Annotated in this window: 18 protein-coding genes and 1 other RNA gene; 9 read left to right on the top strand and 10 right to left on the bottom strand. The window is 67.8% G+C overall.

Annotation, left to right across the window (positions count from 1 at the left end; genetic code table 11):
* Window positions 1-35: 35 nt before the first annotated feature.
* The 3 genes from ftsL to rnpB all read right to left on the bottom strand — a co-directional run bounded on the left by ftsL (window position 36) and on the right by rnpB (window position 2,388).
* Window positions 36-512, bottom strand: a complete 477-nt coding sequence (gene ftsL / locus MBTS_RS05565; protein WP_147832468.1) for a cell division protein FtsL — start codon at window positions 510-512, stop codon at window positions 36-38.
* Window positions 509-1,576: a 16S rRNA (cytosine(1402)-N(4))-methyltransferase RsmH gene (gene rsmH / locus MBTS_RS05560; RefSeq protein WP_056140246.1), complete on the bottom strand. Its 1,068-nt coding sequence runs from the start codon at window positions 1,574-1,576 to the stop codon at window positions 509-511. The genes ftsL and rsmH overlap by 4 nt, the downstream gene beginning before the upstream one ends.
* Before the next feature lie 418 nt (window positions 1,577-1,994).
* An RNA gene (gene rnpB / locus MBTS_RS05555) (RNase P RNA component class A) lies at window positions 1,995-2,388 on the bottom strand.
* Window positions 2,389-2,555: 167 nt separating this feature from the next.
* Here rnpB and MBTS_RS05550 point away from each other — a divergent pair.
* Window positions 2,556-2,732 (top strand): hypothetical protein, encoded by a 177-nt coding sequence (locus MBTS_RS05550; protein WP_018045182.1) that lies wholly within the window; start codon window positions 2,556-2,558, stop codon window positions 2,730-2,732.
* A gap of 52 nt (window positions 2,733-2,784) precedes the next feature.
* On the opposite strand, the gene MBTS_RS05545 is transcribed toward MBTS_RS05550, so the two are convergent.
* Complete coding sequence (locus MBTS_RS05545; RefSeq protein WP_018045183.1) at window positions 2,785-3,225, bottom strand: VOC family protein; 441 nt, start codon at window positions 3,223-3,225, stop codon at window positions 2,785-2,787.
* A gap of 167 nt (window positions 3,226-3,392) precedes the next feature.
* Here MBTS_RS05545 and pepN point away from each other — a divergent pair, with 167 nt between their 5' ends.
* Together pepN and MBTS_RS05535 are read left to right on the top strand one after the other, a co-directional pair.
* On the top strand, window positions 3,393-6,035 hold the full coding sequence (pepN, locus tag MBTS_RS05540) for an aminopeptidase N (RefSeq protein WP_192215230.1): 2,643 nt from the start codon (window positions 3,393-3,395) through the stop codon (window positions 6,033-6,035).
* A 191-nt stretch (window positions 6,036-6,226) separates the two neighbouring features.
* Window positions 6,227-8,632, top strand: coding sequence for a PAS domain-containing sensor histidine kinase (locus MBTS_RS05535; protein WP_192215229.1), 2,406 nt, complete (start codon window positions 6,227-6,229; stop codon window positions 8,630-8,632).
* 101 nt (window positions 8,633-8,733) lie between these two features.
* On the opposite strand, the gene fae is transcribed toward MBTS_RS05535, so the two are convergent.
* Window positions 8,734-9,273, bottom strand: coding sequence for a formaldehyde-activating enzyme (gene fae / locus MBTS_RS05530; RefSeq protein ID WP_056140822.1), 540 nt, complete (start codon window positions 9,271-9,273; stop codon window positions 8,734-8,736).
* A 257-nt stretch (window positions 9,274-9,530) separates the two neighbouring features.
* Here fae and MBTS_RS05525 point away from each other — a divergent pair, with 257 nt between their 5' ends.
* Entirely contained in the window at window positions 9,531-9,752 is a 222-nt protein-coding gene (locus MBTS_RS05525) for a hypothetical protein (protein WP_147829894.1), read from the top strand.
* 17 nt (window positions 9,753-9,769) lie between these two features.
* Here the strand turns inward: MBTS_RS05525 and MBTS_RS05520 are convergent, their stop codons facing one another.
* The 4 genes from MBTS_RS05520 to MBTS_RS05505 form a co-directional block, all read right to left on the bottom strand.
* Complete coding sequence (locus MBTS_RS05520) at window positions 9,770-10,204, bottom strand: hypothetical protein (RefSeq protein WP_056140233.1); 435 nt, start codon at window positions 10,202-10,204, stop codon at window positions 9,770-9,772.
* 114 nt (window positions 10,205-10,318) lie between these two features.
* Window positions 10,319-14,071, bottom strand: coding sequence for a methionine synthase (gene metH / locus MBTS_RS05515; protein WP_147829892.1), 3,753 nt, complete (start codon window positions 14,069-14,071; stop codon window positions 10,319-10,321).
* A gap of 178 nt (window positions 14,072-14,249) precedes the next feature.
* Entirely contained in the window at window positions 14,250-15,170 is a 921-nt protein-coding gene (metF, locus tag MBTS_RS05510) for a methylenetetrahydrofolate reductase [NAD(P)H] (protein ID WP_056140226.1), read from the bottom strand.
* Between the two features lie 65 nt (window positions 15,171-15,235).
* Window positions 15,236-16,252 carry an ArsR/SmtB family transcription factor gene (locus tag MBTS_RS05505; protein WP_056140223.1) on the bottom strand — a complete coding sequence of 339 codons (1,017 nt, stop codon included), beginning with the start codon at window positions 16,250-16,252 and terminating at the stop codon, window positions 15,236-15,238.
* Between the two features lie 176 nt (window positions 16,253-16,428).
* Between MBTS_RS05505 and minC (MBTS_RS05500) the strand changes: the two genes are divergently transcribed.
* The 4 genes from minC (MBTS_RS05500) to minE all read left to right on the top strand — a co-directional run bounded on the left by minC (MBTS_RS05500) (window position 16,429) and on the right by minE (window position 19,077).
* Window positions 16,429-17,127, top strand: coding sequence for a septum site-determining protein MinC (gene minC, locus MBTS_RS05500; RefSeq protein WP_281406071.1), 699 nt, complete (start codon window positions 16,429-16,431; stop codon window positions 17,125-17,127).
* A gap of 121 nt (window positions 17,128-17,248) precedes the next feature.
* A complete protein-coding gene (gene minC / locus MBTS_RS05495) occupies window positions 17,249-17,947 on the top strand; it encodes a septum site-determining protein MinC (RefSeq protein WP_051074338.1) in 699 nt (232 codons plus the stop codon).
* Window positions 17,948-17,959: 12 nt separating this feature from the next.
* On the top strand, window positions 17,960-18,775 hold the full coding sequence (minD, locus tag MBTS_RS05490; RefSeq protein ID WP_018045194.1) for a septum site-determining protein MinD: 816 nt from the start codon (window positions 17,960-17,962) through the stop codon (window positions 18,773-18,775).
* Window positions 18,772-19,077 (top strand): cell division topological specificity factor MinE, encoded by a 306-nt coding sequence (minE, locus tag MBTS_RS05485; protein ID WP_192215228.1) that lies wholly within the window; start codon window positions 18,772-18,774, stop codon window positions 19,075-19,077. Before minD ends, minE begins: the two co-directional genes overlap by 4 nt.
* A gap of 10 nt (window positions 19,078-19,087) precedes the next feature.
* Here minE and MBTS_RS05480 read toward each other — a convergent pair whose 3' ends face one another.
* Complete coding sequence (locus tag MBTS_RS05480) at window positions 19,088-20,335, bottom strand: NupC/NupG family nucleoside CNT transporter (protein WP_192215227.1); 1,248 nt, start codon at window positions 20,333-20,335, stop codon at window positions 19,088-19,090.
* A 152-nt stretch (window positions 20,336-20,487) separates the two neighbouring features.
* On the opposite strand from MBTS_RS05480, the gene MBTS_RS05475 reads away from it, so the two are divergent.
* On the top strand, window positions 20,488-20,616 hold the full coding sequence (locus MBTS_RS05475; protein ID WP_056140220.1) for a hypothetical protein: 129 nt from the start codon (window positions 20,488-20,490) through the stop codon (window positions 20,614-20,616).
* The last annotated feature ends 164 nt before the right edge of the window (window positions 20,617-20,780 follow it).

The raw sequence follows: 20,780 nt of genomic DNA, 5'->3' as shown, positions 1-20,780 counted from the left end.
GCGCGTGATCGTGAACGGTCTCGTCTGACACGGGACTACCTCGAAACCGTATTGGGCGTTCTGGTGGTTTGGACGGTGGTCGTCTTGGTCGCCGACGCGGTGGTCGTCGGCTTGGTGGTCGTGGTGCGCGTGGTGATCGAACCGGTCGTCCTCGGCTCGTCGGAGGACTTCGCCGCCGACTTCTCCTTGGGCGTCGCGGTGGCGGCCAGCAGGCGGCCGATCTCGTCGCCGCGGTCGGGACGCATCGGCAGGTCGGCGAGGCGTCCGAGATGGCTCACGCCGATGGGCTCCAGGGCGAGATGCCGCTCCACCGCCGCCTGCAGGCGGTCGGGGCGGGTCAGCAGCTGCCACTCGGCCCGCAGCACCGCGATGGCCTGCCGCTCCTTGTGGAGCTGGCTCTTGGCCTTCGAGACCTGACCGGCCTGGTACAGCGTGTCGTACTTGATCGAGTAGGCGTAGATCGCCGATCCGATCAGGCCGAGGATGGCGAGGACGTTCAGCAGACGGATCACCGACGCACTCCACCGCTCTTCGAGACGAGGTGACCGCGCTGGGCGGGAAGGGCCGCCAGCGCTTCGATGGCGGCCAGCGGCGGCGCGACGGGCGCCATGGTGCGCTCGGCGGCCCGGAGCTTGGCCGAGCGCGAGCGCGGATTGGCATGGATCTCGGAATCCGATGCCGTCACCGGCCCCTTCGTCACCATGGTGAAGCTGCGCGGGGTCGGCGCATCGGCGCTCGGCAGGTGGCGGGAGGCCTGGGCCGCCCGGCCGCTGCGCGCGGAGAAGAACTGCTTGACGATGCGGTCCTCCAGGGAATGGAAGGTCACCACGGCGAGGCGCCCGCCCGGCCGGAGGATCCGCTCGGCGGCATGAAGCGCCTGGACGAGTTCGCCGAGTTCGTCGTTCACGGCGATGCGCAGCCCCTGGAAGGTCCGCGTCGCCGGATGGATTCCGCTGGCGGGATCCGCCCAGACCACGCTCGACACGACCTCGGCCAGCGCCGCCGTGGTCTCGATCGGGCCTTTCCGCCGCGCCTCGATGATGGCCCGGGCCACCGCCCGCGAGCGGCGCTCCTCGCCGTAATGGTAGATGATGTCGGCCAGCGTCGCCTCCTCGGCGCCGTTGACGAGGTCGGCGGCGCTCTGGCCGGCGCGCTCCATGCGCATGTCGAGGGGGCCGTCGTTGCGGAACGAGAAGCCGCGGTCGGCCTGGTCGATCTGCATCGAGGAGACGCCGATATCAAGGACGACGGCGTCGGCCGTCTCGGCGCCCTGGTCGCGGACGAGGGCGTCGAGCGTGCCGAACCGGCCCGGCACCAGGGTCAGGCGCCCTTCGGAGGCGGCCACGAGGGCCGCGCCGCCAGCGATGGCGTTGGGATCGCGGTCGATGGCCAGCACGCGAACGCCCGGATCGGCCTGAAGCATCGCGCGGGTGTAACCGCCCGCACCGAAGGTGCCGTCGACGGCCAGGGACGCGCCGGTCAGCCCGAGCGAGGCCACCACCTCCGCGAGCAGCACGGGAATGTGGGGCGGGGTCGCCGCCGGGCCGTCGGGGGCGCCGTCATGAAGGACCGTCATGCCGCGAACCGGCCGATGGCGAAATTCGAGACGAGCCGGGGCGAAGCGCGCCGAAGCGGAACGGGTCGAGGACGCCGGACGGCGACGGAAGAAAGGATGTGACGCATGCGTCCCTGCGGCGGGCATCGACCGCTCCGAGGCGGCCGGAAGAGACGGAACGGCAAAGGAAGACGGGACGTCGCGGACGCGGCCCGCACTTCGCCCCAGACGAGCGCCCTGCGCGTCCGCCGTTCCCAAAATCGCCGCTGACGAAGTGATTCCGGGTAACATGAGCCTCTGAGCACCGTCAACGCGCGGACCCGCATGGGCTCCGTCGAGACCGATCAGACCTCAGCAAGGTTAACCGACGGTAAGTTTCGTCGGTTTTATGCAGCGTATTCGATGCGTGCGAGGAAGCTCGGCAAGCGCTGGCGAAAAGCGGATCAGCCGGCCTTTAAGCCGGGTTCTGTAGGGCCCGGGAGCGAACTCCCGGACGTGGCGGCCATTCCTCTGGGACGATCGTTACCGAACGCCTCGAGCAACCAACCCGGGCGACGAGCCTGGAGAGAGGGCTTGCCCCGTCCTGTCGGACCGAGCGTGTCGCCCCTATTCGGTTTTGCTCCCGGTGGGGTTTGCCGTGCCGTCCGCGTTGCCGCGTCCGCGGTGCGCTCTTACCGCACCCTTTCACCCTTACCCTGCATGAAGCAGGGCGGTCTGCTCTCTGTGGCACTGTCCCTGGGGTCGCCCCCGCCGGACGTTATCCGGCACCGTCTCTCCATGGAGCCCGGACTTTCCTCCCCGGTTCGCACCGGAGCGGCCGCCCGGCCGACTGATCCGGCGCGGATGTGCGCCGCCATCGCGCCCGAGGTCAAGGAGCCGGATGCCCATCCGGGCGCCATGGCGGGATTTTGTTCGGCGGCTTGCTCGACGATCCAGGCGGCCCTAGCTCACCTGGTGGGCCACGCCCGTCGCGGCGGCCCGCCAACGTGAGGAGGTGACCATGGCAACGAGCGATTCGGCCTGGACGCTCGAAAACGTATCCGAACTCCGGACGCTGGCGCGCGAGCGCGTGCCGGTCTCCATCATCAGCCTGAAGCTCAAACGGCCGATCGAAGCCGTCTCGGCCAAGCTCGCCGAACTCGGCATCACGCCGGCCAATGAATTGGGCGGCGCATAGGTTCATGACCCGGTGCGCGGGGCGCGCGGACGCGCCCCGCGATTGCGCCGTCCTACCAGGAGCCGGTATTCTCCATGGAGGCCCACGGCTCCTGTGGGGCCTTCGCCTCGCCCTTCTGCAGGATCTCGATGGAGATCCCGTCCGGCGACTTCACGAAGGCCATGTAGCCGTCGCGCGGTGGCCGGTTGATGGTCACGCCCTTGTCCTGCAGGCGCGCGCAGAAGGCGTAGATGTCGTCCACCTGATAGGCGAGGTGACCGAAATTGCGCCCGCCGGAATAGGTCTCCGGATCCCAGTTGTAGGTGAGCTCCACCTGGGGCGCCTTCGTCTCCAGGGCCGTGTCGTAATCGCCGGGGGCCGCGAGGAAGACGAGGGTGAAGCGGCCCTTCTCGTTCTCCACGCGGCGGGTCTCGCGCAGGCCGAACGTGTCCACGTAGAAAGCGAGCGCCTTGTCGAGATCCGCCACGCGGACCATCGTGTGCAGGTATTCCATGGGCTGGGTCGTCTCCGGTTGATGCCGCCTATGTGGCCCGGCTATGCCGGACGTCAACGCCGCGATGCCCCCGACGCTCCCGCCCCCTCACGCCCCGAGGGTGGAAGCCGGGCGGACCGGCGACACGGAGCCGTTCTCAATCCTCGCTCCCGATCAGGACCGACCGCATGCGTACCGAAAGCCCGACCCTGATCCGTCTCGAAGATTACCGACCGAGCGACCACCTCATCGACACGGTGGAACTCGACGTCCGGCTCCATCCCCGCGAGACCAGGATCGTCGCGACCCTGGCCCTGCGCCCGAACCCGGACGGACGCTCCGACGCGCCCCTGTTGCTGGACGGTGACGATCTCACGCTGACGCGGCTGTCGCTCGACGGCGAAATCCTCGATCCGGCGGCCTATTCCGCCACCGCCTCGGCGCTGACGGTGCATGAACCGCCGCGACAACCCTTCACGCTGACGATCGAGACGCGGGTCGACCCGACCGCCAACACCAAGCTCATGGGCCTCTACCGGTCGAGCGGCGTCTACTGCACCCAGTGCGAGGCCGACGGCTTCCGCCGGATCACCTACTTCCTCGACCGGCCCGACGTGATGTCGGTCTATACGACCCGGATCGAGGCCGATGCCGACGAAGCACCGGTCCTTCTCGGCAACGGCAACCTGACGGAAGCCGGGCCTGCCGGGCAGGGCCGGCATTATGCGATCTGGCACGATCCGCACCCGAAGCCCGCTTATCTCTTCGCCCTCGTCGGCGGCCGCCTCGACCGGGTGTCCCGCCCGTTCACCACGATGGAGGGCCGCCCCGCTTCCCTCGCCGTCTACGTGGAGCCGGGCAAGTCGGACCGGGCCGCCTATGCCCTCGACGCCATCGCCCGCTCCATGACCTGGGACGAGGAGGCGTTCGGCCGCGCCTACGATCTCGACGTCTTCAACGTCGTGGCGGTGTCCGATTTCAACATGGGCGCCATGGAGAACAAGGGCCTCAACATCTTCAACGACAAATACGTCCTCGCCTCGCCCGACACCGCCACCGATGCCGATTACGCGGCGATCGAGCGGATCATCGCCCATGAGTATTTCCACAATTGGTCGGGCAACCGCGTCACCTGCCGCGACTGGTTCCAGCTCTGCCTGAAGGAGGGTCTCACGGTCTTCCGCGACCAGGAATTCTCGTCGGACATGCGCTCGCGCGCGGTCCATCGCATCGGCGAGGTCAGGACGCTGCGCGCCCGCCAGTTCCCGGAGGATGCCGGGCCGCTGGCCCATCCGGTCCGGCCCCGGGCCTATGCCGAGATCAACAACTTCTACACGGCCACCGTCTACGAGAAGGGCGCGGAGATCGTGCGCATGCTGCGCAGCCTGATCGGCGCCGCCGCCTTCCGCGCCGGGATGGACCGCTACTTCGCCGACAATGACGGGCGGGCCGCCACGGTGGAGGATTTCCTCGCCGCGTTCAGTGCCGAAACCGGGCGCGACCTGTCGGATTTCGCGCGGTGGTACGAGCGGCCCGGAACGCCGGTGGTGAGCGTCGAGGGGGATTACGACGCCGCGGCGCGGACCTATTGCCTGCGCTTCCGCCAGCGCTTGGCCGGCGCCGAGGACAGCCCGCCCCTCGTCATCCCCATCGCCCTCGGCCTCGTCGGCGAGGGTGGCCCCATCGCCGCCGCCTGCGAGCGCGTGGGTGAAGGTGTGTTCGTCCTCGACCGCGCCTGCGACGAGATCGTGTTCTCAGGGGTCGACGAGAGGCCGGTGCCGTCCCTGTTGCGGGGCTTCTCCGCCCCGGTCCGGATCGAGATGGCATCGAGCGATGCCGACCGCCTGAGACTGCTCGCCCGCGACACCGATTCGTTCAACCGCTGGCAGGCGGCCCAGAGCGTCGCCATGCGCCTCATCGTCGAACGGACGAGGGCCGATGCCCCGCCGGCGGAGGATGCGGGACCGGACGCACGGGCCTTCGTCGAGGCTCTCGCCACCTTCCTCGATGCCGAAGCCCTGAGCGATCCGGCTTTCGCCGCCCTCGTCCTCGGTCTGCCGAGCGAGGGCGACGTCGCCAACGAAATCGGCGGCGACGTCGATCCCGATGCGATCCACCGCGCCCGGCGGACCCTGCGGCGCCAGATCGGGCAGGGTCTCGGACGACGACTGGATTCCCTCCACGCCGCCATGACCGACGCGACGGGCGTGGCCTTCAGCCCCGATGCGGCCTCGGCCGGGCGCAGGGCCCTGCGCAACGCCGCCCTCGACCTCATCGCCGCGGCGGACGAAGTCCGAGGCGGCGAACTCGCCGCCACTCAATTCGCCGAGGCCGCCACCATGACCGACCGGCTGGCGGCCCTCTCGACCCTGGCCGCGATCCCCGGCGAAGCGAGGGAGGCGGCCCTCCATGCCTTCGGCGTCCGTTATGCCGACGAGCCGCTGGTCCTCGACAAATGGTTCGCCCTGCAGGCGATGATCCCGGAGGATGGCACCATCTCCCGCGTCGCGGCGCTTCAGGGCCATCCGGCTTTCGCCATCACCAACCCGAACCGGGTACGCGCGCTTCTCGGGACCTTCGCCATGGCGAACCCGACCCAGTTCGCCCGACCCGATGGAGCGGGCTTCAGATTGATGGCGGACGCGATCCGGACCATCGACGGGACGAATCCACAGCTCGCCGCGCGGCTCCTCACCGCGTTCGGTTCGTGGAAAATGTTGGAATCCGGACGGCGGACTCAAGCTACGGTCACGCTTGGCGAATTCGCCTCCGCCGGGGGGCTTTCGCGTGACGTGGCCGATATCCTCGGCCGGACACTCGAGAATGGTTAACGCTTTCTAAAATAAGGTCAAATTCGAACTATCGATTCTTCGAATCCGATTGTCACACCGAGCCGAGAGTCAAGCGCTCGCCCAAGAATTTCGTGGACAAGTTGCCTGTGGAAATGCTGAATTGGATACGATTCGAAGCGTGACTCACTCCACGCCGAGGAACGACTCATCCACAGCTGCGGGGACTTGTCATGCTGGAGGCGGATTCCGCTTCCCTCTCCGCACGTGCGGATACGATTCTTGGTATTCACCGCCCTCAGACTGCGGCCCATACCCGGTTCGTCCGTGCCGAGATCTGGCTCCGCTATGCGGTGCCCGCCTTTCTGGCCACGTTTCTCGTCTGCCTCGCGGCTGGCGCGGCGCTGCAACTGCGCGGCGAGCGCAGCGAGATCCTGCGCGATACGGTCACCGACATCGAGACCTTCACGCGTCTCGTCACCGGCGCCCTGGCGGATGTGGAGGCGACCTCCCCCGCGATCCGCTTGCGCCTGGAGACGCTCCTTCCCGCGTCCCTGATGCCGGCCGGACGCCAGATCCTCGTGACCTCGGCATCCGAGACCATCCTCGGCGCCCATCCGGCACTGACGGATCTGAGCGGGACCCTCACGGACCGCCTCGGCGAGATGCAGGCGCTCAGCACGCTGGGCGAGCGCGCCGGCGTGATGGCCCTCACCCTCGCCAATGGCGAGCAGGCCTTCGCAGCCCTGCGGACGCTTCCCAAGGGCCGCGGCCAGATCGCCGTGATCCAGCCCATCGCGCCGATCCTCGACGCCTGGGCCATGCGGATGCGGCATCAGGTGGTTCTCTACGGCGCCGCCGCCCTCGTCATCATCGGGATCGGGATCGCCTACGCGCTCCAGACCCAGCGCGCCTACGCGGTGGACAGGCTCTGCGAGCAGATCAAGCAGCGGCTCGACACGGCGCTCGGTCGTGGCCGCTGCGGATTGTGGGACTGGGATATCCCGCGCGGCCGGATCTACTGGTCGGATTCGATGTACGCCCTGCTCGGATACCGCCGGGAGCGGGAGTTCCTGTCCTTCGGGGACGTGAACGCCCTGGTCCATCCCGATGACGGCGACCTCTACGCCCTGGCTCGCCAGCTGGCCGCGAGCCAATCCACCGTCGATCACGAGTTCCGCATGCGCAGCGCCAATGGCGGCTGGATCTGGCTGCGCACCCGCGCCGAGATCGTCCCCGATCAGGTCGATGGCGGCCGTCACCTCGTCGGCATCGCCCTCGACGTCACCGAGCAGCGCCAGCTCGCCGAATCCAACGCCACCGCCGACATGCGCCTGCGGGACGCGGTGGAGGCGATCTCCGAAGCCTTCGTCCTGTGGGACACGAGCAACCGTCTCGTCCTGTGCAATTCGAAGTTCCGCCACCTCCATGCCCTGAGCCCGGACGACGCGATTCCGGGCAAGCGCTACCACGAGATCATGGGCCGGGGCGTCCTGCCGCCGGTGCGCCGCGAATTGCGCGAGATCGAGGCCTCGTCGGCCACGGCCCGCACCTTCGAGGCGGAGCTCACCGACGGTCGCTGGCTCCAGATCAGCGAGCGGCGGACCAAGGACGGCGGCTACGTCTCGGTCGGCACCGACATCACCAACCTCAAGCGCCAGCAGGAGCAACTCGTCGCCTCGGAGCGGGAGCTGATCGAGACGGTCAAGGACCTCAAGCGCTCGCGCCGGACCCTGGAACTCCAGACCCAGCAGCTCGCGGACCTCGCCGAGCGCTACCTCGACCAGAAGGCCCAGGCCGAGACCGCCAACCAGGCGAAGTCCGAGTTCCTCGCCACCATGAGCCACGAGCTGCGCACGCCGCTCAACGCCATCATGGGATTCGCGGAGTTGATGGAGAGCGGGGTCTACGGGACGCTCGGCTCCCCGCGCTACACCGAGTATTGCCGCGACATCCGCTCCAGCGGCGACTACCTGCTCTCGGTCATCGACGACATCCTCAACATGTCGCGCATCGAATCGCACCGCGTCCGTCTGGCCCTCCGGGAGGTTCCCCTCGACGACGCGGTCCAGAACGCGCTGAAGCTCGTGGCCGAGGCGGCAAAGGCGAAGTCGCTGACCATTGGCGTCGACGTCGCCACCGATCTGACCCTGCTGGCCGATGGCCGCGCCCTGCACCAGATCCTCCTGAACCTCATTCAGAACGCGGTGAAGTTCACCCCCGGAGGCGACGGGCGCATCGTCGTCAAGGCGCGCCCCTCCGGCGATCTGGTCAACATCTTCATCGAGGATAACGGGATCGGCATCCCGAAGGCGGCGCTCCGCCGCCTAGGCTCGCCCTTCCAGCAGGTGGAGACGAATCTCACGCGCACCCATAAGGGGTCCGGGCTGGGTCTCGCCATCGCCCGCTCCATGGCGGAGTTGCATGGCGGTTCGCTGCGCATCCGTTCGGAGGAGGGCCTCGGCACCATCATCATGGTGCGCATGCCGATCCCGACTGCGGAACGGCGGCGCGATCTCGTCGCCGCGAGCTCCGACGAGACGGTGGACTCCTTACGCGAAGTGTCGGGCGCGCGGCCCCGCGGCGGCGCCGGAACGGCCGGGATGCAGCCACGGGTCCTGGCACCCGTATCGGCCTGAGGGCGGCCATCCCCGCCGTACCGGCCGCTTTTTTCGGATAGGGATGGTCCGCGGGTGGAGGAACGCCCGCGCATCCCTCCGCCCTTGGGTTTTCCGGCCTCTCAGTACTCGATGATGTCTTCGAGCGCGTAGTGCTTCACCGTCTTGCGGTTGGCGATGAGCTCGTCGATGCTCGGTTCGCCCTTGATGGCGCGGGCGATGGCGAGCTTCGTCGCCTCGTAATTGGTGCGGTAGAGATCCTTCTGGTCGAGATTGGCATCCTCGGCGCAGCGCGGGTCGAGCCAGATCATGATGATCATGCACAGGTCGTCGAGCCCGTCCTTCGGCAGGATGCCCTCGATCACGCAATCGACGATGGCGTCGCCCGTGGCGGCCTGAACCACGCCGCCCAACAGGTTGACGTATTCCGCCGTGTGGATCGTCGCCTTGGTGGTCATCATGGTGGAGGGGCGCACGAGCTGGTTCAGGTCGCGCACCACGAACATGCGGGTATGGCCCTGGACCTGCCCCATCATGCCGGCGAAGGCCTGACCCACCGGGCCGCGGGTGGAGCCGATCAGCACCTCCGGCATCGCGTCGGTGTACTGGCCATCGGCGGCGAGGACGGTGGCCTCTCCGGTGCGGAACCAGATCTCGGACATGTGGGCGTTTCCTTGTTCCTGGGCGAGGGTTGCCCGGCCGGCGATCCGGCCGTTTCGCGGGCGGAGAAACACCGTTCCGCCGCCGCCCGTCAATCGCCCGCGTCCGAGAGAGTTTCGCAGGGGGCGCTTCCCCTCTGGCCCTGCGCGCCGCAATCGGTCATTCCATGCGCGGTTTCCGGCATCGCGACATCGGCGTGGTCCGGTGGATCGCCGCCCATCCTCGGGCCGATGCCGCGAGCCGAACGGGAGTGGGGTACATGAACGGGCAGCAGGAACGGGACTGGAGTCTCGCCGTCGCCGCATTGCCGGACGGTGTGCGGCTCGAACTCGGCCTCGCGGACCTGTCCGGGACGCCCTTCACCGCCATACTCGCCCTCGACCGGCGGGAGGCGCGCGACCTCGCCCGTGCCCTGCTCGCGGCCTCGGGCGATGCCGCGGAGCGGACTTTTCCGCGTCCGCCCTCAGCCAACGGGGACTGACGGGCGGACCGGGCTCTTCAACCGCGACCGGGGAGCCTGGGCACCTTGAGGCCGCGCTCTTCCGGCGTCGGCTTGCAGATGTAGGAGAACTCGGTCTGCAGGTCGGAGAAGATCGCTTCCCCGGTGATCTTGCAATTCTCGCGGGCCGTCTCGTCGAGGAAGGCCCGCGCCGCCTCGCGCAACCGCTTGGCGCGGGTCTCCGCCGGGCCGCCCTGCCCGTCGTAGCGCTCGTCGATGCCGCAGCCCGTGATCTCCCGCAAACCGTCGGAGACGACGAGCATCTTGCTCACGCGGCGCTGGTCGTAGACGGAATACGGGTCCTTGCAGCCGATGGTCACCACCTGGACGCCCACGGTGGCGTAGTTCTTCGACAGGTAGGAGAAACCGGTGCAGCCCGAGACTCCGAGAGCGAGCGTGACCGCGACGGCCAGGATTCCGGTGGTCCGGTTCAACGTGGTCGCGCTCCGCTCAAGCCATCGATCAAGGGATCGCATTGAAGCGCGGGCGGTCCGACGGTCAAGCCTCGCCAGGACACACCCGCGCTCCATTCCACCGAATCGCGTACGTTACTCCGCCGCCGCCGCGAGATAGCGTGCCGGGTCGTAGTTGAGGATCGGCCCGAGCCAGCGCTCCACCTCCCGGAGGTCCATGCCCTTGCGCAGGGCATAATCCTCCACCTGATCCCGCTCCACCTTGGCGACGCCGAAGTAATGCGCGTCCGGGTGGGCGATGTAGAGCCCCGAGACCGACGAGCCCGGCCACATGGCATAGCTCTCGGTGAGCTTCACGCCGATGCGCGACTCGGCCTTGAGCAGGTCGAACAGGGTGACCTTCTCGGTGTGGTCGGGCTGGGAGGGATAGCCCGGCGCCGGGCGGATGCCGGCATAGTCCTCGCGCACGAGATCTTCGGGAGCGAAGGTCTCGTCGGGGGCATAGCCCCAGAACTCCTTGCGCACCCGCTCGTGCATGCGCTCGGCCAGCGCCTCGGCGATGCGGTCGGCGAGCGCCTTGACCAGGATCGAGCGGTAATCGTCGTTGGCCCGCTCGAACCGCTCGGCGATCCGCACCTCTTCCAGCCCCGCCGTGACCACGAAGCCGCCGACGTAATCGCCGATGCCCGTCTCCGTCGGTGCCACGAAGTCGGACAGGCAGGTATTGGCGCGCCCGTCGCGCTTCGACAGCTGCTGGCGCAGGCCGTGGAAGGTCGCGAGTTTTTCGGAGCGGCTCTCGCCGGTATAGAGCGCGATGTCGTCGCCCACCGAATTTGCCGGCCAGAAGCCGATGATCGCCTTCGGGTTGAACCAGCGCTCGTCGACGATCTGCTTCAGCATCTCCTGCGCGTCGTCGAACAGGGCCTTTGCCGCCGGACCCTGGTTCGGGTCCTCGAAGATCGCCGGGTAGCGGCCCTTGAACTCGTAGGTCTGGAGGAACGGCGTCCAGTCGATATACGGCACGAGGTCGGCGACCTCGTAGGAGGAGTAGACCCGCACGCCGGTGAAGCTCGGCTTGGTCGGACGGTAGCCCGACCAGTCGATCTTGAACGGGTTGGCGCGGGCTTTGGCGAGCGGCAGGCGCTGCTTGTCGAGTTCCGAGCGGGCATGGGCATCCGAGACCTTGCGGTACTCGGCCCGGATGTTGGCGATGGTGGTGTCCCGCGTCTCCTTCGAGAGCAGGCTCGAGACCACACCCACGGCGCGGCTGGCATCCGTCACGTAGACGGTCTGGCCACGGTTGTAGGACGGGTGGATCTTCACGGCGGTGTGGACACGGCTGGTCGTGGCGCCACCGATGAGGAGCGGCACGTCGAAACCCTCGCGCTCCATCTCGGCCGCGACGTGAACCATCTCGTCCAGCGAGGGCGTGATGAGGCCCGACAGGCCGACGATGTCGACATTCTCGCGCTTGGCCACGTCGAGGATCTTGGCCGCCGGCACCATCACGCCGAGGTCGATGATCTCGTAATTGTTGCAGGCGAGCACGACGCCGACGATGTTCTTGCCGATGTCGTGGACATCGCCCTTCACCGTCGCCATCAGGATCTTGCCGGCGGCCTGGCGCTTGCCGTCGCCGCCATTGGCGAGTTTTTCCGCCTCCATGAAGGGTTCGAGATAGGCCACCGCCTGCTTCATCACGCGGGCGGACTTCACCACCTGCGGCAGGAACATCTTGCCCGAGCCGAACAGGTCGCCGACCACGTTCATGCCGGCCATCAGGGGGCCCTCGATGACGTGGAGCGGACGTTCGACGCCGAGGCGCGCCTCCTCGGTGTCGACGAGGATGTACTCGGTGATCCCGTTGACCAGGGCGTGCTCGATGCGCTTCTCCACCGGAGCCTCGCGCCAGGACAGATCGGCCGTCTTGGCCTGCACGCCGCCACCCGACTTGAAGCGCGCGGCCGCATCGAGCAGCCGGTCGGTGGAATCCTCGCGCCGGTTGAGGACGACGTCCTCGCACAGCTCGCGCAACTCGGCCGGAAGCTCGGCGTAGATCGCGAGCTGGCCGGCATTCACGATGCCCATATCCATGCCGACCTGGATCGCATGGTACAGGAACACCGCATGCATCGCCTCGCGCACGGGCTCGTTGCCCCGGAAGGCGAAGCTGAGATTCGAGATGCCGCCCGAGATATGGGCATGGGGCAGAGTCTCGCGGATGGTCTTGGTCGCCTCGATGAAGGCGACGCCGTAGCCGTTATGCTCCTCGATGCCGGTGGCGACGGCAAAGACGTTGGGATCGAAGATGATGTCTTCCGGCGGGAAGCCGACCTGCTCGGTCAGAACCTTGTAGGCCTTGGTGCAGATCTCGACCTTGCGCTCGTAAGAGTCGGCCTGGCCCTGCTCGTCGAAAGCCATCACCACCACGGCCGCGCCGTAGGAGCGGCAGACCTTGGCGTCACTGATGAACTTCTCGACACCCTCCTTCATGGAGATCGAGTTCACGATCGCCTTGCCCTGGACGCATTTGAGCCCGGCCTCGATGACGTGGAATTTCGAGGAATCGATCATCACCGGCACGCGGGCGATGTCCGGCTCGGCGGCCACGAGGTTAAGGAACTCGACCATCGCCTTCTCGGAATCGAGCAGGCCCTCGTCCATGTTGATGTCGATGATGCTGGCGCCCGCCGCCACCTGATCGCGGGCCACGTCGAGAGCGGCCGCGTAGTCGCCGGCGGTGACGAGCTTGCGGAATTTGGCCGAGCCGGTGACGTTGGTGCGCTCGCCCACATTCACGAAGGGAATCTCCTTCGTCAGCGTGAAGGGCTCGAGGCCCGACAGGCGCATCAGGCGGGGCACCTCCGGGATCGCGCGGGGCTTCACGCCCTCCACGGCCTGCGCGATGGCGCGGATATGGTCCGGCGTGGTGCCGCAGCAGCCGCCGACCATGTTGACGAGGCCGGAGGTGGCGAACTCGCCCACCAGCCTGCCCATGGCTTCGGGACTCTCGTCATAGAGGCCGAACTCGTTGGGGAGACCCGCATTCGGATAGGCGCAGACCAGGGTGTCGGCGATGCGCGAGAGTTCGGAGATGTGAGCGCGCATCTCCTTGGCGCCGAGCGCGCAGTTCAGCCCGATGGTGAGCGGGCTGGCATGGCGCAGCGCGTTCCAGAACGCTTCCGGGGTCTGGCCCGAGAGGGTACGACCGGAGAGATCGGTGATGGTGCCCGAGATCATGATCGGCAGGGTGGTGCCGGTCTCCTCGAACACCGCCCAGGCCGCCGCCACCGCCGCCTTGGCGTTGAGCGTGTCGAAGATGGTTTCGATGAGGATCAGCTCGGCGCCGCCATCGATCAGGCCGCGCACCTGTTCCATGTAGGCGGTCTTGACCTGATCGAAGGTCACCGCCCGGTAGCCCGGATTGTTCACGTCCGGCGAGATCGACAGGGTACGGTTCGTCGGGCCGATGGCGCCGGCGACGAAGCGGCGGCGCCCATCCTGCTTCTCGGCCAAAGCGGCGGCCTCGCGGGCGAGGCGCGCGCCTTGCGCATTCAGCTCGTGGACGATCGATTCCATGCCGTAATCGGCCTGGGCGATGGTGGTGCCCGAGAAGGTGTTGGTTTCGCAGACGTCGGCCCCGGCCAGGAAGTAGTCGAGGTGGATCTGCCGGATCGCGTCGGGCTGCGTCAGGATCAGGAGGTCGTTGTTGCCCTTCTGGTCGTGTCCGTGATCGAGGAAGCGCCCCCCGCGAAAATCCGCCTCGCCGTAGCCGAGGCGCTGGATCACGGTACCCATCGCCCCGTCGAGGACGAGGATTTTTTCCGCTGCCCGCTGGCGCAGGGCGGTTTCGATCTCTTTTCCGTCAACGGGGCGGAGGTCTGTCATGTCGTATCCTTGGAGACGCGAAGTCCCACCAATCCACCTCATCCTGAGGTGCCGGAGCGTAGCGAAGGCCTCGAAGGAGGCCTCCAGGTCTCGTTGCGCGATCTGGATCCCTCCTTCGAGGCCCGCTTATGCGGGCACCTCAGGATGAGGTCCGAGGGTTGGAGCGCGCGTTCCTGTTTCAGGCCGCCTTCGCCGCCGCCACCTTCGGCGCCTGCGCGCGCAGGCCGAGGAGATGGCAGATCGCATAGACGAGGTCGGAGCGGTTCATCGAGTAGAAATGGAAGTCGTTGACGCCTTCGTCCACCAGATCGAGCACCTGCTCGGCCGCGACCGCCGCCGCGATCAGGCGGCGGGTATCGACATCGTTGTCCAGCCCCTCGAACCGGGCGGCCAGCCAATACGGCACCGAGGCGCCGGTGCGGCGGGCGAAATTGGCGGATTGCTTGAAGTTCTGCACCGGCAGGATGCCGGGGATGATCGGGATCTCGATCCCGGCCGCGCGGACCTTGTCGACGTAGCGGAGATAGACGTCGTTCTCGAAGAAGAACTGCGTGATCGCCTGGTCGGCGCCCGCATCGACCTTGGCCTTCAGGGCGTCGATATCGGCGTCGAGGGTAGCCGCCTCGGGGTGCTTCTCCGGATAGGCCGAGACCGAGACCTTGAAGTCGCCGATCCGCTTGATGCCGGCCACGAGATCGCTGGTCCTGGCATAGCCGCCGGGATGCGGCCGATAGGCGGTGCCGACACCGTCCTGCGGGTCACCGCGCAGGGCCACGATGTGGCGTACCCCGGCATCCCAATAGGATTGCACGACCTCGTCGATCTCCTCGCGGGTGGCGTCCACGCAGGTGAGATGGGCGGCGGGCTTGAGGCTCGTCTCCTTGATCATCCGCGCCACGGTGTTGTGGGTGCGCTCGCGGGTGGAGCCGCCGGCCCCATAGGTCACCGAGACGAATTTCGGCTGGAGCGGGGCGAGCCGCTCGATCGACGACCACAGGACCTTCTCCATCTCGTCGGTCTTCGGCGGGAAGAACTCGATGGAGACCTGGATCGGACGGTAGCCGTCGCGGCTGGCGCGGTGATGGGAAGCGGTGGGCATCGGGTCGTCCTCAAGATCTTTCGGTTCAGACGTGTGTATTCGAGACGGATTTCGGCATCGGCCGGTCAGGCCACCGCGCGCTCCGCCTCGGAAGCGAGGGTCGGCTCCGCCGCCGAGGCGGCGAGCCAGAGGGTCACGGTGAGCTGGTGCCCGCTCTCGTCGGCCGGGGCGAGATGCCGTGTCGCCACCATGCCGAGCCCGGCATCGGCGAGCCAGCCCGTCACCTGCTCGGCGGCGAAGCCGAGGCGGCGATGGGCCTGCTCCTCGCGCAGGAATTCGAGATCGTGCGGCGCGAAATCCACCACGAGAAGCCGGCCTCCGGGCGCCACGAGCCGTGCCGCCTCGCGGAGCGCACGAGCGGGATCGTCGAGATAATGCAGCACCTGATGCACCACCACGAGGTCGAAGCTGCCCCGGCCGAAGGGCGGCGCATGGATGTCGCCCTGGCGCAGGTCCACGCCGGACAGCCCGGCCCGCTCCAGATTGGCGCGGGCGACGGAGAGCATGGCGTGGCTCGAATCGAGCCCCGTGGCGCGGGAGGCCCTGGGAGCGAGGAGCCCGAGCATCCGCCCCGTGCCGGTACCGAGATCGATCAGGCTCCGCACCGGCCGCGATCCGAGGGCGTCGATCACCGCCGCCTCCACCATCGCCTCCGGCACGTGGAGCGAGCGGAGCTGGTCCCATTTCGGGGCGAGGCGGGCGAAGAAGCTCTGCGCGGCATCCGCGCGCTGGGCCCGCACGCCCTCCAACCGGGCCCGATCCTCGGACAAAGGCGGGCTCGACCGGTCGAGACCCCCGACGAGGGGCTCCACCAGACCCGTCCTCGCCTCGATCAGCCGAAAGAACGCCCAGGCCCCCTCGCGATGCCGCTCCACCAGCCCGGCCTCGACGAGAAGCTTGAGATGGCGAGAGATGCGCGGCTGCGACTGGCCGAGGATGTCGGTGAGATCGGAGACCGACAATTCCCCCTGCATCAGCAAAGCGAGGATGCGCAGGCGCGTCTCTTCCGCCGTGGCGCGCAGCACACCGAGGGCATCGGAGAAAGGAAGGACGACCGTCGCCTTGGCACTCTCTTGAGACATAAAGATATCTTTATGTTCGATCCGGACGCATGGCAAGGGGAAACGGCGGCTGGCCGGAGTCCTGAGAGAAACAGGCGTGGGCGACGATGCCGGGAGGGGAGCGTTCCGGGCGATCTGCCGATATGGTCGGCTCAACACGTCCCTTGTCGATTCCGGAACAACAGAAACGCCACCGCGTGACCCAGCCGAATTCCCGTCCCCCGATCCGTTTCCGTGGCCGCTCCTTCATGGCCCTGGTGCTGGCCCCCTCGGCACCGGTGCATGACTGGCTCGAAGACCTCGACGCGCTGTCCCGGCGCTCCCCCGCTTTCTTCGTGGGGCGCCCGGTGATCCTCGACGTGTCCGGCCTCGGGCTCGACCGCGCGGACCTCACCGCCCTGGTCTCCGAGCTCAAGGCCCGCGACGTCACCGTGATGGGAATCGAGGGAGCCAAATCCGGCAGCCTCGGCGAGGGGCTGCCCCCCGCCCCGGCCGGCGGACGGCCGGTGGACGAGGTCGCCACGCCGGACGCGCCCGCGCCGACGCACGCGGAGCCGCCGCGCGCCGCCCGTTCGCTGATCCTCGACCAGCCGGTCCGGTCGGGCCAGACGATCCTGCATCTCGAAGGCGACATCACCATCATGGGATCGGTGGCCTCCGGGGCGGAAGTGATCGCCGGCGGCTCCATCCATATCTATGGAGCGCTGCGGGGGCGGGCCATCGCGGGCGCCTCCGGCAATCCCGATGCCCGCATCACCTGCCGCAAGTTCGAGCCGGAACTGCTCGCCATCGACGGTCTCTACCGGACGGCCGACGATCTGGGGCCGGACCGCCGGGGCCAACCGGCGCAGATCCGCCTGGACGGGGATGCGATCAAGGTCGCCGCGCTGGAGTAGCGCCGACACAGGAACCCGGGATCGCAGGATTATAGGGTCACAGGATCACAGAAAGCCGGCTCGTTAACCAAGCGGTAACCATAAGGACCGTCAATGGTTCGGTAAGGAATCGCGAGAGCCCGTGACACACGCCCCTCCATCCCGCCGATCCGTGACGCTAAGAGGCCGTGCCTTCAAGGCACTCGTCCTGGCTCCGGAAGCTCCGCTTCCCGATTGGTTCGCCGATCTGGACGCCTCGCTGAAGCGGTCGCCGACCCTGTTCGACGGCCGCCCCCTCATCCTCGACATCGCGGCGCTCGGGTCGGACCCGGACGTGCTCGGCAAGGTCCTGGCCGATCTCGGTGCCCGCCGCATCCGCATCCTCGGCATCGAGGGCGCGGCGGCGACCCTGGCGGGAACGACGATGCTCGACGGTCTCGCCCTGCCCCCGCTCCTCGTGAACGGACGGCCCACCCTCGGCATCGAGATTCCGAAGGATGCCGAGCCGGAAACCACGTCTCTCATGATCGAGGGCTCGGTCCGGTCCGGCCAGTCGATCACGCATCCCACCGGTGACGTCACCGTCATGGGTTCGGTGGCCTCCGGCGCCGAGATCCTCGCCGGCGGCTCGATCCACGTCTACGGGGCGCTTCGCGGCCGGGCCATCGCCGGTGCCGCCCGCAACCCCCGCGCCCGCATCTACTGCCGCAAGTTCGAGCCCGAACTGCTCGGGATCGATCGCCTCGTCCGCACGGCCGAGGACATGGGCACGACCCTGCGCGGGAAACCCGTGCAGATCTGGCTCGATAGCGGCTCCATCAAAATGGCAACCTTGGATTAAGGAGACACACGCATGGCCAAGGTTCTGGTCGTTACATCTGGCAAGGGCGGCGTCGGCAAGACGACCACCACAGCGGCTCTCGGCGCGGCACTCGCGCAGGCCGGACAGAGCGTCGCCGTCGTCGATTTCGACGTCGGCCTGCGTAACCTCGACCTCGTGATGGGCGCCGAGCGGCGCGTGGTCTACGACCTCATCAACGTGGTCAACGGCGATGCCAAGCTCAACCAGGCGCTGATCCGCGACAAGCGGCTCGAGAACCTGTCGCTGCTGCCCGCCTCGCAGACCCGCGACAAGGACGCCCTCACCGACGAGGGCGTCGCCAAGGTGATGGAAGAGCTGCGCGAGAAGTTCGACTGGGTGATCTGCGATTCCCCGGCCGGAATCGAGCGCGGAGCGACCCTGGCCATGCGCCACGCCGACCTCGCCGTCGTCGTCACGAACCCGGAAGTCTCATCGGTCCGCGATTCGGACCGGATCATCGGTCTCCTGGATTCCAAGACGCTGAAGGCCGAGCGCGGCGAGGTGATGGAGAAACACCTCATCCTCACCCGCTACGACCCCGCCCGCGCCGACCGCGGCGACATGCTGAAGGTCGACGACGTGCTCGAGATCCTCTCGATCCCGCTGCTCGCCATCATCCCCGAGAGCCTGGAAGTGCTGCGCGCCTCCAATGTCGGCTGCCCGGTGACGATGAACAACCCGCTCAGCGCCCCGGCCCGGGCCTATATCGACGCCGTCCGCCGCCTGAAGGGCGATACCGTGCCGATGACCGTGCCGTCCGACAAGAAGTCTCTCCTCAACAAGCTGTTCACCCGGAGGGCGGCATGAGCCTGCGCAACCTCTTCAGCAAACGCGCCTCGGCCCCCACGGCCCGCGACCGTCTCCAGCTGATCCTGGCCCATGAACGGGCCGGGGCCGGCGGCTCCGACCTGGTGATGCTCCTGCGGGAGGAGATCCTCGCCGTCATCGCCAAACACGTCACGGTGGAGCGGGACAAAGTCCAGATCCGCCTGGAGCGGGGCCAGGACATGTCGACCCTCGGGGTCGACATCGAACTCCCGGTCAGGGCTCCGGCCAAGGCCGCCCCGGCGGCGGCCAAGCCGTCCAAGGCCAAGCGCGCCGCCGCGTGACGGTCCGCCGTCAGCCGATGAACAGGCCGGCGATCGTCGCACTCGTCAGGTTCGACAAGGTACCAGCCAGGATCGCGCGCATTCCATAGCGTGCGATCTCGGACCTCCTCTCGGGGACGAGGCTCGCCAGACTCGCGAGCTGGATCGCGATGGAAGCCAGATTGGCGAAGCCGCACAGGGCGAAGCACAGGATGGCCGTCGTCCGGGCATCGAGCGTGCCGCCCTTGAGCACCGGCGAGAGCTGGGCATAGGCCAGGAACTCGTTGAAGGCGATCTTCTGCCCGATGGCGCCGCCGACCAGACCCGCCTCGCTCCAGGGCACGCCCATGAGCCAGGCCAGCGGCGCGAAGGCGAGCCCGAGCACGCCCTCGATGCTGAGGGACGGATAGCCGACGAGTCCGCCGCCCCATCCGGCGATGCCGTTGAGAAGGGCGATGAGCCCGGTGAAGGCGATCAGCATGGCGCCCACCGACACCGCGATGACGAGGCCCTTCTGCGTGCCGTCGGCCGCCGCCTCGATGAGGTTCACCGCCCGCGTCTCGGCGAATTCCACCCGCATCGTTGTCACCCGCGTCGGCTCCGTCGAGGGCATCAGGATCTTGGCGTAGAGAAGCCCGCCGGGAATCGCCATGACGCCGGCGGCCAGCAGATATTCCATCGGCACGCCCAACGCGGCGTAGCCGGCCAGGATCGATCCGGCGGTGGACGCGGCCCCGCTCGACATCACGGCGAACAATTCGGCCCCGGTCAGCAGGATCAGGAACGGCCGCAGGGCCACCGCGATCTCGCTCTGGCCGATGACGATGGTGATGACGGCCGAGAAGGTCTCGATGGGCGAGGTGCCGAGCACCCGCTGAAGCCCGGCCCCGATGAGGCGGGCCAGCGTCTGCATCACCTTCAGATGATACAGGATCGCGATCAGCGCCGAGACGTAGAGGATCTGCGGCAGCACCCGCAGGGCCAGGATGAAGCCGCTGCCGCCGAAGAGCTCGAACATGCGCGGCTCGACGAGGCCGCCGAACAGGAACAGGACCCCGCGATCGCCATAGGCCAGAACCGTCTGGACCAGCGTCGCCGCCGCATCGAGGGCCTGCCGCCCAACGGGCACGAACAGCACGATTGCCCCGATGGCGATCTGCAGGGCGAGGGCCGAGACGACGGTCCGGGGCCGGATCGCCCGGCGATTGGTCGAGAACAAAATCGCGACGGCGAGGAGCAGCGCCAGGCTCGCGCCGGCATGGAGCAATCGCTCGGTCATCGTGTCCCCTCTCTCCACCCGAGAGGAGCAAGGGCGATGCCGGGACGGGCGCGGGTCATGTGGGGGTTCATCCGGAACGGGAGGACGTCCGGCGTGTTGACCGTCAAGCTGCGCCGTAATGCGGCGCATAACCGGTTTGAAGGGATACAGCCATGAGCCTCATCGGACGCCTCGTCACCAAGCTTCTCGGCAACGAGAACCGCCCCGTCGTCCGCGACGACCGCAACTACGATTCGAGCAACCCGATCGGCCGCCTCGTGACGAAGATCCTGCGGAAGTAAGCTCGACGAACAATCACTCTTCCCGCACGCAGTGAGTGGGAAGCAACGCCCCCGTCTTCATTGTGGCGGGGCGGCAGCTGGGAGTGAGGGACGATCGATCCCGGAGGAGTTTCCCCTAGAATCGCTCCTCACGCCCTACCACGAACCTCATCCTTGTAACTTAC

The organism is Methylobacterium bullatum (assembly GCF_014845095.1).
Lineage (GTDB): Bacteria > Pseudomonadota > Alphaproteobacteria > Rhizobiales > Beijerinckiaceae > Methylobacterium > Methylobacterium bullatum.
This window is presented reverse-complemented; position numbering and strand designations above follow the sequence as displayed.